This is a genomic window from Streptomyces dengpaensis (assembly GCF_002946835.1).
In the GTDB taxonomy this organism is placed as follows: domain Bacteria; phylum Actinomycetota; class Actinomycetes; order Streptomycetales; family Streptomycetaceae; genus Streptomyces; species Streptomyces dengpaensis.
Window position 1 is genome coordinate 6378969 of record NZ_CP026652.1, and the last position, 14292, is coordinate 6393260.

Sequence of the window (14292 nt, forward strand, 5' to 3'; positions counted from 1 at the left end):
ACGGGGGACAGCAATGGGACGCAGCGGGGGAGCGCACGGTTCCCTGCGAGCGCTCTCCGTATTCCCCCGTTCGGCGCCGCCCGTTGGGCCGTACGGCCGATCAGTCGCCGTAGTCGGACATCGCGTCCAGCAGCCGTGCGGAGGCGGACGGCACGGTCACCCCGTGGATGCGTGAGGGAGAGACGGAGAGGGGAGGGACCGGTGCGGGGGCCGACCAGTGGGGAGCCATCCGGGCGCAGTCGCCGCGCAGTGACGCCAGGTCGCCTTCGAGATCGAGGCCGAGGTGGTGCGGAGCGGAGCTGTGGACCTTGAGGTTCGTCATACCGGAACCGTAGGCACCGTCGACGTCACGAAGAAAGATCTACTATCGGGTAGTTTTCTCCGCTTCGGTGCCCGCTTCCGTGTTCGTCAGTGCCCGCTTCCGTGTTCGCTTCGCCGTCCGCTTCAGCAGGTCCGCGCGGAACCGGTAGCGTGAACTGTCAATCCCCTCCCCTCGCAGGAGCGTGTCCTAGCCGTGCGTATCGCAGTCACCGGCTCCATCGCCACCGACCACCTCATGACCTTCCCCGGCCGTTTCGCCGACCAGCTGGTCGCGGACCAGCTGCACACGGTCTCCCTCTCCTTCCTGGTCGACAACCTCGACGTGCGCCGGGGCGGGGTCGGCGCGAACATCGCCTTCGGCATGGGTCAGCTCGGCACCCGGCCGATCCTGGTCGGTGCGGCCGGCTCCGACTTCGACGAGTACCGCGCGTGGCTGGACCGCCATGGCGTCGACACCGACTCGGTCCGCATCTCCGAGGTGCTGCACACCGCGCGCTTCGTGTGTACCACCGACGCCGACCACAACCAGATCGGCTCCTTCTACACGGGCGCGATGAGCGAGGCACGGCTCATCGAGCTCAAGGCCGTGGCGGACCGGGTCGGCGGTCTCGACCTCGTCCTGATCGGCGCGGACGACCCCGAGGCGATGCTGCGCCACACGGAGGAGTGCCGCTCCCGCTCGATTCCCTTCGCCGCCGACTTCTCGCAGCAGATCGCCCGGATGAACGGCGACGAGATCCGGATACTGCTCGACGGGGCGACCTACCTCTTCTCGAACGAGTACGAGAAGGGGCTCATCGAGTCGAAGACGGGCTGGACCGACGAGGAGATCCTGTCGAAGGTCGGCCACCGCGTGACGACCCTCGGCTCGCGCGGCGTCCGCGTCGAGCAGGCGGGCGAGGAGCCGATCGAGGTCGGCGTGCCGGAGGAGGAGCTCAAGGCCGACCCGACGGGCGTCGGCGACGCGTTCCGCGCCGGGTTCCTGTCCGGCCTCGCCTGGGGCGTCTCCCTGGAGCGCGCCGCCCAGGTCGGCTGCATGCTCGCCACGCTGGTCATCGAAACGGTCGGCACCCAGGAGTACCAGCTCAGCCGCGCCCACTTCATGGACCGCTTCACCAAGGCCTACGGCCACGAGGCCGCCACCGAGGTCCGGGCTCACCTGGCCTGATGGCCACTGCGGGAAGGCCCACCGCTCCGAGCGGTGGGCCTTCCCGCAGTGCCCCATCCCCTACTTCACCCGCCGCACCACATACCCCACGCCCCGTTCCGCCGCCTGCTCGCCTACGTACTCCTGCCCGCGCATCTCGCACCACGCCGGGATGTCCAGCCGGGCCGCCTCGTCGTCCGACAGGACGCGGACCGTGCCGCCGACCGGGACGTCGCCGATGACCTTGGCCAGCTCGATGACGGGGATCGGGCAGCGCCTGCCCAGGGCATCCACGACGAGGCTGTCGGAACCGGCGGGAGCCCTGGCCGGCTCCACCGGGACGCCCAGCTTTTCGCGGATCGCCGCGACCGTGCCAGGGAGGACCGACAGGAAGCGGTCGACGTCGGCGGACGGCGTGCCCGGTGGCAGCGAGACGCGGACGTTGCCCTCGCTCAGGACGCCCATGGCCTTCAGGACGTGGCTGGGGATGAGGGTGCTGCTCGTGCAGGACGAACCGGAGGAGACCGAGAAGCCCGCGCGGTCCAGTTCGTGGAGGAGGGCCTCTCCGTCGACGTAGAGGCAGGAGAAGGTGACGATCCCCGGCAGGCGGTGGGTGTCGTCGCCGACCACCTCCACGTCGGGGACGAGCGCGGGGACGCGTACGCGGATCCGGTCCGTCAGCTCCCGCAGACGCGCGGCCTCCGCGGCCGCTTCTGCGCGGACGGCGCGCAGCGAGGCCGCCGCGGCCACCACGGCGGGGATGTTCTCGAACCCGGCCGCTCGCCCCGACTCCCGCTCGTCCACGGGCCCTTGAGGAGCGAACCGCACCCCTTTGCGTACGACGAGCAGCCCGACGCCCGAAGGTCCGCCCCACTTGTGGGCGCTCGCCGTGAGGAGGGACCAGTCGCCCTCCACCCGGCCCCACACCAGTGACTGCGCCGCGTCCACCAGCAGCGGCACCCCCGCCGCCCGGCACACCTGCGCCACCTCAGCCACCGGCTGCTCCGTCCCCACCTCATGGTTGGCCGACTGGAGGCAGGCGAGCGCGGTGTCGGGGCGCAGGGCGTCGGCGTACGCGGAGGGGGACACCCTGCCCGTACGGTCGACCGGGATCTGTGTCACCGATCCGCCCGCGGCCTCGTGTACGTCCGCCGAATGGAGCACCGACGAATGTTCGACGGCAGACACGATCAGGTGGCGTCCGGCGCGCCGCCGGCCCGCGAGAGCGCCCTCGATCCCGGCGTGCACGGCCCGCGTCCCGGAGGTGGTGAAGACCAGCTCGTCCGGGCGGCAGCCCACCGCCTCGGCCGCCGCCTCACGCGCCGCGTCGAGCAGCAGCCGGGCCCGCCTCCCCTCGCGGTAGAGGCGGGCGGGGTCGGCCCACCCCTCGTCCAGCGAGGCCTGCAGGGCCTGGCGGGCGACGGGATGTAGGGGAGCGGCGGAGGCAGCGTCGAAGTAGACCACACAACAACGCTAAATCGTCCGGTCGGCGGAGTGCCCCATGGGGCGCGGGGCGGTCACATCGTGCGGCTCCGCCGCGCGGCACGTCACAGACGGCGCAGTCGCCTGATTCGCCGCGCCCTCCCCGAGCTGTAAGGCGCCCCAACCCTCCGTCAGAAGACACCCGGAGCCGGGCATTCCACCCCTTCGGGGTGCCTAGCGGCGCGTTGGGCACCCTCCCCGCGCGACCCCAAATAGCGTCCAGTAGGGTTTGGTCCGCATAAACATCCAAACCCCTGCCCGACGCAGGGCGGCGACCGACCCGCGAGAAGGCAGGCCGCAGCCAACCGCGCGGGCGAGACTCTCGGGAAGGCGCTACGTGAGTCCCAACGGCTCCGACCTCCCCCGCTGCCTGAAGGGCGCGGGTGGTACCCCCACGCCGCGGCGCCCGATGCGGCGGAAGCTGCTGCAGGCGCTGACTGCGGGCCTGGTCCTGGCGACAGCCACTGGTTGCTCGTACAACTGGGAAGACTTCCCCCGCCTTGGTATGCCCACACCGACCACGGAAGAGGCTCCGCGGATCCTCTCCCTGTGGCAGGGGTCCTGGGCGGCCGCGCTCGCCACCGGCGTGCTGGTCTGGGGCCTGATCCTGTGGAGTACGGTCTTCCACCGGCGCAGCCGCACCAAGGTCGAGGTTCCTCCGCAGACCCGGTACAACATGCCCATCGAGGCGCTGTACACGGTCGTCCCGCTCATCATCGTCTCGGTGCTGTTCTACTTCACCGCCCGCGACGAGTCGAGGCTCCTCAGCCTCGACAAGAAGCCCGACGTCACGGTCAACGTGGTCGGCTATCAGTGGAGCTGGGGCTTCAACTACATCGAGGACGTCCCCGGTTCCACCGGGAACGCCAAGACCGACAAGAACCTGGACGCCATTCCGGACCGGTTCAAGGACGACTTCCCGGCGAACGCCGGCGGTGTCTACGACGTCGGCACGCCCGGTACGCGGAACCCGCAGACGAACAACCCCGGCCCGACCCTCTGGCTCCCCAAGGGCAAGACGGTCCGCTTCGTTCTCACTTCGCGTGACGTCATCCACTCCTTCTGGGTGGTGCCGTTCCTCATGAAGCAGGACGTCATCCCGGGCCACACCAACTCCTTCCAGGTGACCCCCAACAAGGAGGGCACCTTCCTGGGCAAGTGCGCCGAACTCTGCGGCGTCGACCACTCCCGGATGCTGTTCAACGTGAAGGTCGTCTCCCCTGAGCGCTACGAACAGCACCTCAAGGACCTCGCCAAGAAGGGGCAGACCGGTTACGTTCCCGCCGGCATCGCGCAGACGAGCCACGAGAAGAACCGGGAGACGAACAACCTGTGAGCATCCTCAACGAACCCCAGGGTGCCGCCGAAGCAGCAGAGGACTCGTACGAGAACGAGCTGCCGGTACGGCGCAAGCAGCCCGGCAACGTCGTGGTCAAGTGGCTCACCACCACTGACCACAAGACGATCGGCACGCTCTATCTGATTACGTCGTTCGCGTTCTTCTGCATCGGCGGCGTGATGGCGCTGTTCATGCGCGCCGAACTCGCCCGTCCCGGCACGCAGATCATGTCGAACGAGCAGTTCAACCAGGCGTTCACGATGCATGGCACCGTGATGCTGCTGATGTTCGCGACGCCGCTGTTCGCCGGCTTCGCGAACTGGATCATGCCGTTGCAGATCGGCGCCCCCGACGTCGCGTTCCCGCGGCTGAACATGTTCGCCTACTGGCTGTACCTGTTCGGCTCGCTCATCGCGGTCGGCGGCTTCCTCACCCCGCAGGGCGCGGCCGACTTCGGCTGGTTCGCCTACAGCCCGCTGTCGGACGCGGTCCACTCGCCGGGTATCGGCGCCGACATGTGGATCATGGGTCTGGCCTTCTCCGGCTTCGGCACGATCCTCGGCTCGGTCAACTTCATCACCACGATCATCTGTATGCGTGCCCCCGGCATGACGATGTTCCGCATGCCGATCTTCGTGTGGAACACGCTGCTGACCGGTGTGCTGGTCCTGCTGGCCTTCCCGGTCCTCGCGGCCGCGCTGTTCGCCCTGGAGGCGGACCGCAAGTTCGGCGCCCACATCTTCGACGCGGCCAACGGCGGAGCCCTGCTCTGGCAGCACCTCTTCTGGTTCTTCGGCCATCCAGAGGTGTACATCATCGCGCTGCCGTTCTTCGGCATCGTTTCCGAGATCATCCCGGTGTTCTCGCGCAAGCCGATGTTCGGCTACATGGGCCTCATCGCCGCCACGATCTCGATTGCCGGCCTCTCCGTGACCGTGTGGGCCCACCACATGTACGTCACCGGCGGTGTGCTGCTTCCGTTCTTCTCCTTCATGACGTTCCTCATCGCCGTGCCAACCGGCGTGAAGTTCTTCAACTGGATCGGGACGATGTGGAAGGGCTCCTTGTCCTTCGAGACACCGATGCTCTGGGCGACCGGCTTCCTGATCACCTTCCTCTTCGGTGGTCTGACCGGTGTCATCCTGGCCTCGCCGCCGCTGGACTTCCACGTCTCGGACTCGTACTTCGTGGTGGCGCACTTCCACTACGTGGTGTTCGGCACGGTGGTGTTCGCGATGTTCGCCGGCTTCCACTTCTGGTGGCCGAAGATGACGGGCAAGATGCTCGACGAGCGCCTCGGAAAGATCACCTTCTGGACGCTGTTCGTGGGCTTCCACGGCACGTTCCTGGTGCAGCACTGGCTCGGTGCCGAGGGCATGCCGCGTCGTTACGCGGACTACCTCGCCGCCGACGGCTTCACCGCGCTGAACACGATCTCGACGATCAGCTCGTTCCTGCTCGGAATGTCGATCCTGCCGTTCTTCTACAACGTGTGGAAGACCGCCAAGTACGGCAAGAAGATCGAGGTCGACGACCCGTGGGGCTACGGCCGTTCACTGGAGTGGGCGACCTCCTGCCCGCCGCCGCGGCACAACTTCCTCACCCTGCCGCGGATCCGCAGTGAATCCCCGGCATTCGACCTGCACCACCCGGAGATCTCCGCTCTCGGCGAGCTCGAGACCGCTGGTCACGGTGGGTCCCTGGCTGGTGGCAAGGAGGCCGGCAAGTGAAGGTCCAAGGCAAGATGTTCATCTGGCTGGCCGTCTTCATCCTCGTCATGGCGATCGTCTATGGCGTGTGGTCGAAGGAGCCGGCCGGCACCACGGCGCTCTTCCTGGCCTTCGGCCTGAGCATCATGATCGGCTACTACCTGGCCTTCACGGCCCGGCGGGTCGACGCGCTGGCGCAGGACAACAAGAACGCGGACGTCGCGGACGAGGCCGGCGAGGTGGGCTTCTTCAGCCCGCACAGCTGGCAGCCGCTGTCCCTGGCCATCGGTGGCGCGCTCGCCTTCCTGGGCGTCGTCTTCGGCTGGTGGCTGCTGTACTTCTCGGTCCCGATCATCATGATCGGCCTGTGGGGCTGGGTCTTCGAGTACTACCACGGTGAGAACCGCACCCAGTAACACGCGAGGAACACCCGGGAGCCCGGACACTCCGCCAGGAGGGTCCGGGCTCCCTCGTTTGCCGCGCCGCATTACCCCGCACGGCTCACCCGCCGCGCCGTAGCTGACGTGCGTTCATAGCGTGAGGCCATGAACCACTCACCGCGCACCCGCACGGTCGTCAGCTGCACCACGCTGGTGGTCGCCCTCGGCGCGAGCGTCACCGCCTGCAGCTCCGACGGCCACCCGCTCTCGGCGAAGCCGTACGACGCCGCGGAACAGATCGCCTTCAACGGCTCCACGGGCGACAGCCCGAAGGTCGACCCCGACAAGCCCCTGGAGATCACCGCCGAGGGCGACGACGGGCGGATCACCGACGTCACGGCCACGGACGCCTCGGGGCGCTATGTGGCGGGCGAACTCTCCGCCGACGGCACCCGCTGGCACAGCACCTCACCGCTGGCCGCAGGGGCCCACTACACGGTGCGTGTGAGCACCGAGGACCAGGACGGAGCCCCCGGCCGCAAGACCATAGGCTTCGACACCACCACGCCCACCGCGAGGAAGCTGGTGGACGTGAAGTTCGGGCCCGAGGCGGGTGAGTACGGCGTCGGCCAGCCCGTCACGGCCGAACTCAGCCTCCCCGTCAAGGACAAGGCCGCCCGCGCGGTCGTCGAGCGCGCCCTCAAGGTCGACTCCGAGCCCGCCGTGGACGGCGGCTGGCACTGGGTGGACGACAAGACGCTGCACTACCGCCCCAAGGACTACTGGCCCACCCACGCCACCATCCAGGCGTACAGCAACCTTGCGGGCATCAAGATCGCCGAGCGCCTCTGGGGCGGCAACGCCAAGTCCCTGACCCTGACCACGGGCGACCGCCTCGTGGCCGTGACCGACGCCGCCACGCACGCCATGAAGGTCTTCCGCGACGACAAGCTGATCAAGCAAATACCCGTCACCACCGGCAAGCCCGGCTTCGAGACCCGCAACGGCGTCAAGGTCGTCCTGGCCAAGGAGTACTTCGTACGCATGCGCGGCACCACCGTCGGCATCGCCGAGGGCACCGCCGACTCGTACGACCTGCCGGTCTACTACGCCACCCGCGTCACCTGGAGCGGTGAGTACGTGCACGCGGCGCCCTGGTCCGTGGGCAACCAGGGGATCGCCAACGTCAGCCACGGCTGCACCGGGATGAGCACCGCCAACGCCAAGTGGTTCTTCGAGAACGTGCGCCTGGGCGACATCGTGAAGGTCGTCAACTCCAAGGGCGCCACCCTGGACCCGTTCGGCAACGGCTTCGGTGACTGGAACCTCGACTGGGCGAAGTGGCGCCTGGGCAGCGCCCTTGTTGAGGGACCCGAGGGCCCGAGCCCGGCGGAAAGGGCGAGACTGCGCCCGCAGAGCGTGTGAGACCGCGCCGCTCTCAGGCGCCCAGAAGAGCCTTCCTGCGCAGCAGAGAGGCCAGCGCGGAGGCGAACTCCACGGGATCCACCGGCAGCGTCACAGCGGCATCGGCACGGCTCCACGTGGCCAGCCACGCGTCCTGCGGCCGCCCGATGAGCACAAGCACCGGCGGGCAGTTGAACACCTCGTCCTTGATCTGGCGGCACACCCCCATGCCGCCCATGGGTACGGCCTCACCGTCCAGCACACAGACGTCGACGCCGCCCTTGTCCAGCTCCTTGATGACGGCGCCGGGCGTCGCGCACTCGACGAACTCGACGGCGGGAACGTCCGCGGCGGGCCTGCGCCCGGTAGCGAGCCGCACCTGCTCCCGGGTGTTGGAGTCGTCGCTGTAGACCAGCACCGTGGCGGTCGGCTGCATTGTTCCTCCACGCATCTGAGAAGCACAGGATCGGTCGGGAACCCGTGGTACCGATGGCGCGGATGCTACTCCCTTGAACACCTCGTCAACACCGGTTCGGACAGGGCTTCGATGGGCCATACGGGCTGGACACAGCCTGCAACACCCCGAACGGCACCCCCGGGCGTGAGGGCGGGATAAGGGACCGACATAATGTCGGACGTGGCGACAGCAACGACAGTAGAAACCGGGCACGCGCACCCGTCGGTCAATCGGCCGAACCTCGTCAGCGTCGGAACGATCATCTGGCTGAGTTCCGAGCTGATGTTCTTCGCGGCCCTCTTCGCGATGTACTTCACCCTGCGATCGGTGACCGGTCCCGACCACTGGAAGGAAATGGCGTCTGCCCTGAACTTCCCGTTCTCGGCGACGAATACCACCATCCTGGTGCTCTCCTCACTGACCTGTCAGCTCGGCGTGTTCGCCGCCGAGCGCGGGGATGTGAAGAAGCTCCGGGGCTGGTTCATCGTCACCTTCATCATGGGTGCGATCTTCGTCGGCGGTCAGGTCTTCGAGTACACCGAGCTGGTCAAGCACGAGGGTCTCTCGCTCTCGTCCGACCCGTACGGCTCGGCGTTCTACCTGACCACCGGCTTCCACGGACTGCACGTGACGGGCGGACTCATCGCCTTCCTGCTGGTCCTCGGCCGTACCTACGCGGCCCGGAGGTTCACCCATGAGCAGGCGACCGCCGCCATCGTCGTGTCCTACTACTGGCACTTCGTCGATGTCGTCTGGATCGGCCTCTTCGCCACGATCTACATGATCAAGTAATCGGGCGCACCGCCCGAAAACATCCAGAAGCATCGACGCAGAAGATCCTGACACCGGGGTAATCCGTGAAAAAGCTCTCCGCACGACGACGCCATCCGCTGGCGGCGGTCGTCGTCCTACTCCTCGCGCTGGCGGCCACCGGGGGGCTGTACACCGCGTTCGCACCCGCGAGCAAGGCGCAGGCCGATGAAACCGCCCAGTCCCTCGCCATCGAAGAGGGCAAGAAGCTCTACGCCGTGGGCTGCGCAAGCTGCCACGGAACCGGCGGTCAGGGCACCTCCGACGGGCCGAGCCTGGTGGGCGTCGGCGCCGCGGCGGTCGACTTCCAGGTCGGCACCGGACGCATGCCGGCCCAGCAGCCGGGCGCTCAGGTCCCGAAGAAGAAGGTCAGCTACTCGCAGACCGAGATCGACCAGCTCGCGGCGTACATCGCCTCCCTCGGTGCCGGTCCCTCGATCCCGACGAAGAGTCAGGTCAGCCCCGAGGGCGCGGACATCGCCGAGGGCGGCGAGCTCTTCCGCACCAACTGCGCGCAGTGCCACAACTTCACCGGCAAGGGTGGCGCGCTGACCAACGGCAAGTACGCGCCCAGCCTCGAGGGTGTCGACCCGAAGCACATCTACGAGGCCATGCAGACCGGCCCGCAGAACATGCCGTCCTTCCCCGACACCACGCTGACGGAGAAGAACAAGCAGGACATCATCGCGTACCTCGACGCGGTCAACAGCGACGACACGGAGAGCCCCGGTGGTCTGGAGCTGGGCGGCCTCGGGCCGGTCAGCGAGGGCCTCTTCGGCTGGGTCTTCGGTCTCGGCGGACTGATCGTCGTTGCCGTGTGGGTCGCCGCCCGGACCGCAAAGGCCAAGAAGTCATGAGTAGCCAAGACATTCCAGAAGAGAACGCGCCCGCCGAGCGGGCCGCCGACGAGCAGGCGCACGGCGCCGTGAGCGTCGCCGACGAGCAGCATCCGTTCGCGGATCCCGGTCTGCCGCCGCACGAGCACCGCATCCAGGACATCGACGAGCGGGCCGCCAAGCGCTCCGAGCGCACGGTCGCCCTGCTGTTCACGCTGTCGATGCTGGCCACGGTCGGCTTCATCGCCGCGTTCGTGACGATCCCGGCCGACGAGATCGTCTACATCTTCCCGCTCGGCCACATCAGCGCACTGAACTTCGCCCTGGGCATGACGCTGGGCGTGGCGCTGTTCTGCATCGGCGCGGGCGCGGTCCACTGGGCCCGGACCCTGATGTCCGACGTGGAGATCGCCGACGAGCGCCACGCGATCGAGGCGGCCCCCGAGGTCCGTGCCCAGGTCCACGCGGACTTCAAGCAGGGCGCCAAGGAGTCCGCGCTCGGCCGCCGCAAGCTGATCCGCAACACGATGTTCGGCGCGCTGACCCTGGTCCCGCTGTCCGGCATCGTCCTGCTGCGCGACCTCGGTCCGCTGCCGGAGGACAAGCTGCGGCACACGCTGTGGTCCAAGGGCAAGCTGCTCGTCAACGTGAACACCAACGAGCCGCTGCGTCCCTCCGACGTCGCCGTCGGCTCGCTGACCTTCGCCAAGCCCGAGGGCCTGGAGGAGCACGACCACGATTTCCAGAACGAGATCGCCAAGGCGGCCCTGATGATCGTCCGGATCCAGCCGGACAACATCAAGGACAAGCAGGAACTCGAGTGGTCCTACCAGGGCATCGTGGCCTACTCGAAGATCTGCACCCACGTCGGTTGCCCGATCTCCTTGTACGAGCAGCAGACGCACCACGTCCTCTGCCCGTGCCACCAGTCCACCTTCGACCTCTCCGACGGTGCCCGAGTCATCTTCGGCCCGGCCGGTCACGCCCTGCCGCAGCTGCGCATCGGCGTGAACGACGAGGGCTACCTCGAGGCGCTCGGCGACTTCGAAGAGCCCGTCGGTCCTGCATTCTGGGAGCGCGGATGAGCACTACGAACACTTCCACGAATCCCTCAGGCGCCGGCGCGCCGGGGCGCTCGCGCGAGGAGGCACCGGCCGGCGAGAAGATCGCCGACTGGGCCGACGGCCGGCTGGGGATCTACGCCCTGGCCAAGGCCAACATGCGCAAGATCTTCCCGGACCACTGGTCCTTCATGCTGGGTGAGATCTGCCTCTACAGCTTCCTGATCATCATCCTCACGGGTGTGTATCTGACGCTGTTCTTCCACCCCTCGATGAACGAGATCGAGTACCACGGAAGCTACGTCCCGCTCCAGGGGCAGCTGATGTCGGAGGCCTTCGCCTCCACGCTGAACATCAGCTTCGACGTGCGCGGCGGTCTGCTCATCCGGCAGATCCACCACTGGGCGGCCATCGTCTTCCTGGCCGGCATGTTCGTGCACATGATGCGCGTCTTCTTCACCGGCGCGTTCCGCAAGCCGCGTGAGGTCAACTGGCTGTTCGGCTTCCTGCTGTTCGTCCTGGGCATGTTCACCGGCTTCACCGGTTACTCGCTCCCGGACGATCTGCTCTCCGGCACCGGTGTCCGCTTCACCCAGGGCGCGATCCTGTCGACGCCGATCGTCGGCACGTACCTCTCGATGTTCCTGTTCGGCGGGGAGTTCCCGGGCGGCGAGTTCGTCGCGCGGTTCTACTCGATCCACATCCTGCTGCTGCCCGGCATCATGCTGGGTCTCGTGGTCGCCCACATGATCCTGGTCGTCTACCACAAGCACACGCAGTTCCCGGGCCCCGGAAAGACCAACAAGAACGTCGTCGGCATGCCGCTGCTGCCGGTCTACACGGCCAAGGCCGGAGGCTTCTTCTTCCTGGTCTTCGGCTTCATCGCGGTGCTCGCCGCGGTCGCGTCCATCAACCCGATCTGGGTGCTGGGGCCGTACCGGCCGGACCAGGTGTCCACGGGCGCCCAGCCCGACTGGTACATGGGCTTCGCCGAGGGTCTGATCCGTGCGATGCCGGGCTGGGAGATCGACTTCTGGGGCCACACGCTCGTCCTGGGTGTGTTCATCCCGCTGCTGCTCTTCGGTCTGTTCCTCGGGATGATCGCGCTCTACCCGTTCGTCGAGGCCTGGATCACCGGCGACAAGCGCGAGCACCACATCCTGGACCGGCCGCGCAACGCCCCGACCCGTACGGCCTTCGGTGTCGCCTGGGTCACCGCGTACATGATCATGCTGATCGGCGGTGGCAACGACATCGTCGCCACGCACTTCCATCTGTCGATCAACTCGGTCACCTGGTTCGTCCGCATCGGGTTCTTCGTCGGACCGGTCATCGCGTTCGTCGTCACCAAGCGGATCTGCCTCGGCCTGCAGCGCCGGGACCGGGACAAGGTGCTGCACGGCCGCGAGTCGGGCATCATCAAGCGCCTGCCGCACGGTGAGTTCATCGAGGTCCACCAGCCGCTCAGCCAGCAGGCACTGCACACCCTCACGGCGCACGAGCAGTACAAGCCGGCGGAGATCGGCCCGACGGTCGACGAGAACGGCGTCGAGCGCAAGGTGAAGGGCTCGGAGCGGCTGCGGGCCAAGCTCAGCGAGGCGTACTTCGGGGACGACAACCAGATCCCCAAGCCCACGGTCGAGGAGTACAAGGAGATCACGAGCGGCCACGGCCACCACTGATCACCTGACCGGTCCTTATTGATCGCCAATCGATCGCCACGGCAAGAGCCCCGTCCCGTGCACCTCGTGCATGGGACGGGGCTCTTCGCCGTCCGTCCTCCTCGATAGGGTGGACCCAGCTTGTACGTGTCTACGAACCCAGGAGCGGCATATGAGTGCTGTGACCCCCGCTGGAGGCAACATTGCGGCGGGCCGTTCCTGGCCCGCGGTACTGAACGGCCTGCTCGAAGGCCGTGACCAGAGCGCGGACGACACGGCCTGGGCGATGGACCGCATCATGCGCGGCGAGGCGACGGACGCGCAGATCGCCGGTTTCGCGGTGGCGCTGCGGGCCAAGGGCGAGACCGTACAGGAGATCACCGGGCTCGTCCGGGCGATGTACGAGCACGCGAACGTGATCGAGGTGCCGGGGGAGACCGTCGACATCGTCGGTACGGGCGGCGACGGCGCGAAGACGGTGAACATCTCCACGATGTCGTCGATCGTCGTCGCCGGTACGGGCGCGAAGGTCATCAAGCACGGCAACCGGGCCGCGTCCTCGGCGTCGGGCGCCTCGGACGTCCTGGAGAAGCTTGGCGTCAATCTGGAGCTGACCCCGAAGCGGGTGGCCGAGGTGGCCGAGGAGGCCGGGATCACCTTCTGCTTCGCGGTGAAGTTCCATCCGGCGCTGCGTCATGTGGCGGCGGCGCGTGGGCAGTTGGGCATCCGGACGACGTTCAACATCCTCGGGCCGCTGACGAACCCGGCGCGGGTGCGGGCGCAGGCGGTCGGTGTCGCGGACCCGCGCATGGCGCCGATCGTCGCGGGTGTCTTCGCCGAGCGCGGCAATTCCTCGCTCGTGTTCCGCGGCGACGACGGGCTCGACGAGCTGACCACCACGTCGACGTCCCGGGTCTGGGTCGTCCGGGACGGCAAGGTGACCGAGGAGCGGTTCGATCCGCAGGACGTCGGGATCGAGCTGGTGCCGGTGGAGGCGCTGCGGGGGGCCGACGCTTCGTACAACGCAGATGTCGCCCGGCGCCTCCTGAACGGTGAGACCGGGCCCGTGCGGGACGCGGTGCTCCTCAACTCGGCGGCGGCGCTGGTGGCGCTGTCGCCGGGTTCCATGCCCCTCGCCGAGCAGCTCCGGGCGGGGATGGCCCGGGCGGCCGAGGCCATTGACTCCGGGGCGGCGAAGAAGACCCTCGAGCGGTGGGTGGCGGCGAGCAACGCGTAGGCGGTCGGGCGGGGTGGGTTTTTCGCCCCCTCCGCCCCTACCCGTCCCGTACCTGGGGACTGCCGCCCCCAGACCCCCGCTGTCGCGCTTCGCGCTCGTCCTCAATCGCCGGACGGGCTGAAGCTTGTCCCGGGATCCGGACACCGGGTTGCGGGGCGAAGATCATGTGGCAGGATGCTGCGCAGGTCATGAGTGACAGCCATGTGGCCCCGGCCGGCTGTCCGGCAACCCTCCGTCCGTGGCGGGGTGCCCCGGGTGAAGACCAGGCCGTAGGCAGCGAGGTCTACGGCAAGCGCGGACCCCTCGCACTCTTTCGAGTGGACACACCAGGGGTCCTGGTCGTTCGAGGGAGCCTTCTGTGAGCCAGCGAATGCGCTAGGGCGTCGAGCCCCGCCTCCGCGTACCCCTTTTCACCTTCTCCTGCGCCGAGCCGTGCCCCCGCGTACCC

General features: G+C 67.9%; 13 protein-coding genes and 1 riboswitch. Of the genes, 10 read left to right on the top strand and 3 right to left on the bottom strand.

Features of this window, described 5'->3' with window-relative positions:
* Positions 1–100: 100 nt before the first annotated feature.
* Positions 101–322: a hypothetical protein gene (locus tag C4B68_RS29390; protein WP_099500918.1), complete on the bottom strand. Its 222-nt coding sequence runs from the start codon at positions 320–322 to the stop codon at positions 101–103.
* A gap of 192 nt (positions 323–514) precedes the next feature.
* Here C4B68_RS29390 and C4B68_RS29395 point away from each other — a divergent pair, with 192 nt between their 5' ends.
* Positions 515–1489 (top strand): carbohydrate kinase family protein, encoded by a 975-nt coding sequence (locus C4B68_RS29395; RefSeq protein ID WP_099500919.1) that lies wholly within the window; start codon positions 515–517, stop codon positions 1487–1489.
* Between the two features lie 60 nt (positions 1490–1549).
* On the opposite strand, the gene C4B68_RS29400 is transcribed toward C4B68_RS29395, so the two are convergent.
* Positions 1550–2932 carry a cysteine desulfurase/sulfurtransferase TusA family protein gene (locus C4B68_RS29400; RefSeq protein WP_099500920.1) on the bottom strand — a complete coding sequence of 461 codons (1383 nt, stop codon included), beginning with the start codon at positions 2930–2932 and terminating at the stop codon, positions 1550–1552.
* Positions 2933–3287: 355 nt separating this feature from the next.
* Here C4B68_RS29400 and ctaC point away from each other — a divergent pair, with 355 nt between their 5' ends.
* The 4 genes from ctaC (at position 3288) to C4B68_RS29420 (ending at position 7803) form a co-directional block, all read left to right on the top strand.
* The gene (gene ctaC, locus C4B68_RS29405; RefSeq protein WP_373682204.1) at positions 3288–4286 is read left to right on the top strand and encodes an aa3-type cytochrome oxidase subunit II; all 999 of its coding nucleotides are present in this window, start codon (positions 3288–3290) and stop codon (positions 4284–4286) included.
* On the top strand, positions 4283–6019 hold the full coding sequence (gene ctaD, locus C4B68_RS29410) for an aa3-type cytochrome oxidase subunit I (protein WP_099500922.1): 1737 nt from the start codon (positions 4283–4285) through the stop codon (positions 6017–6019). Before ctaC ends, ctaD begins: the two co-directional genes overlap by 4 nt.
* Positions 6016–6414 (top strand): cytochrome c oxidase subunit 4, encoded by a 399-nt coding sequence (locus C4B68_RS29415; protein WP_099500923.1) that lies wholly within the window; start codon positions 6016–6018, stop codon positions 6412–6414. The genes ctaD and C4B68_RS29415 overlap by 4 nt, the downstream gene beginning before the upstream one ends.
* A gap of 129 nt (positions 6415–6543) precedes the next feature.
* The gene (locus C4B68_RS29420) at positions 6544–7803 is read left to right on the top strand and encodes a L,D-transpeptidase (RefSeq protein ID WP_099500924.1); all 1260 of its coding nucleotides are present in this window, start codon (positions 6544–6546) and stop codon (positions 7801–7803) included.
* Between the two features lie 13 nt (positions 7804–7816).
* Here C4B68_RS29420 and C4B68_RS29425 read toward each other — a convergent pair whose 3' ends face one another.
* Positions 7817–8218, bottom strand: a complete 402-nt coding sequence (locus C4B68_RS29425; RefSeq protein ID WP_099500925.1) for a response regulator — start codon at positions 8216–8218, stop codon at positions 7817–7819.
* Positions 8219–8410: 192 nt separating this feature from the next.
* Between C4B68_RS29425 and ctaE the strand changes: the two genes are divergently transcribed.
* The 5 genes from ctaE to trpD all read left to right on the top strand — a co-directional run bounded on the left by ctaE (position 8411) and on the right by trpD (position 13844).
* Positions 8411–9031 carry an aa3-type cytochrome oxidase subunit III gene (gene ctaE / locus C4B68_RS29430; RefSeq protein ID WP_099500926.1) on the top strand — a complete coding sequence of 207 codons (621 nt, stop codon included), beginning with the start codon at positions 8411–8413 and terminating at the stop codon, positions 9029–9031.
* A 65-nt stretch (positions 9032–9096) separates the two neighbouring features.
* Positions 9097–9906 (top strand): cytochrome bc1 complex diheme cytochrome c subunit, encoded by an 810-nt coding sequence (gene qcrC / locus C4B68_RS29435; RefSeq protein WP_099500927.1) that lies wholly within the window; start codon positions 9097–9099, stop codon positions 9904–9906.
* A complete protein-coding gene (gene qcrA, locus C4B68_RS29440) occupies positions 9903–10970 on the top strand; it encodes a cytochrome bc1 complex Rieske iron-sulfur subunit (protein ID WP_099500928.1) in 1068 nt (355 codons plus the stop codon). Before qcrC ends, qcrA begins: the two co-directional genes overlap by 4 nt.
* Entirely contained in the window at positions 10967–12628 is a 1662-nt protein-coding gene (qcrB, locus tag C4B68_RS29445; protein WP_240634521.1) for a cytochrome bc1 complex cytochrome b subunit, read from the top strand. Before qcrA ends, qcrB begins: the two co-directional genes overlap by 4 nt.
* A 151-nt stretch (positions 12629–12779) precedes the next feature.
* Positions 12780–13844 (top strand): anthranilate phosphoribosyltransferase, encoded by a 1065-nt coding sequence (gene trpD / locus C4B68_RS29450; protein WP_099500929.1) that lies wholly within the window; start codon positions 12780–12782, stop codon positions 13842–13844.
* Between the two features lie 184 nt (positions 13845–14028).
* Positions 14029–14145: riboswitch (SAM riboswitch) on the top strand.
* Positions 14146–14292 lie beyond the last annotated feature (147 nt).

Excerpts from the sequence above, each read along its gene's own strand:
- C4B68_RS29390 (WP_099500918.1), bottom strand. The coding sequence starts at position 322 with ATGACGAACCTCAAGGTCCACAGCTCCGCTCCGCACCACCTCGGCCTC.
- C4B68_RS29420 (WP_099500924.1), top strand. The coding sequence starts at position 6,544 with ATGAACCACTCACCGCGCACCCGCACGGTCGTCAGCTGCACCACGCTG.
- C4B68_RS29425 (WP_099500925.1), bottom strand. The coding sequence starts at position 8,218 with ATGCAGCCGACCGCCACGGTGCTGGTCTACAGCGACGACTCCAACACC.
- ctaE (WP_099500926.1), top strand. The coding sequence starts at position 8,411 with ATGTCGGACGTGGCGACAGCAACGACAGTAGAAACCGGGCACGCGCAC.
- qcrA (WP_099500928.1), top strand. The coding sequence starts at position 9,903 with ATGAGTAGCCAAGACATTCCAGAAGAGAACGCGCCCGCCGAGCGGGCC.
- qcrB (WP_240634521.1), top strand. The coding sequence starts at position 10,967 with ATGAGCACTACGAACACTTCCACGAATCCCTCAGGCGCCGGCGCGCCG.
- trpD (WP_099500929.1), top strand. The coding sequence starts at position 12,780 with ATGAGTGCTGTGACCCCCGCTGGAGGCAACATTGCGGCGGGCCGTTCC.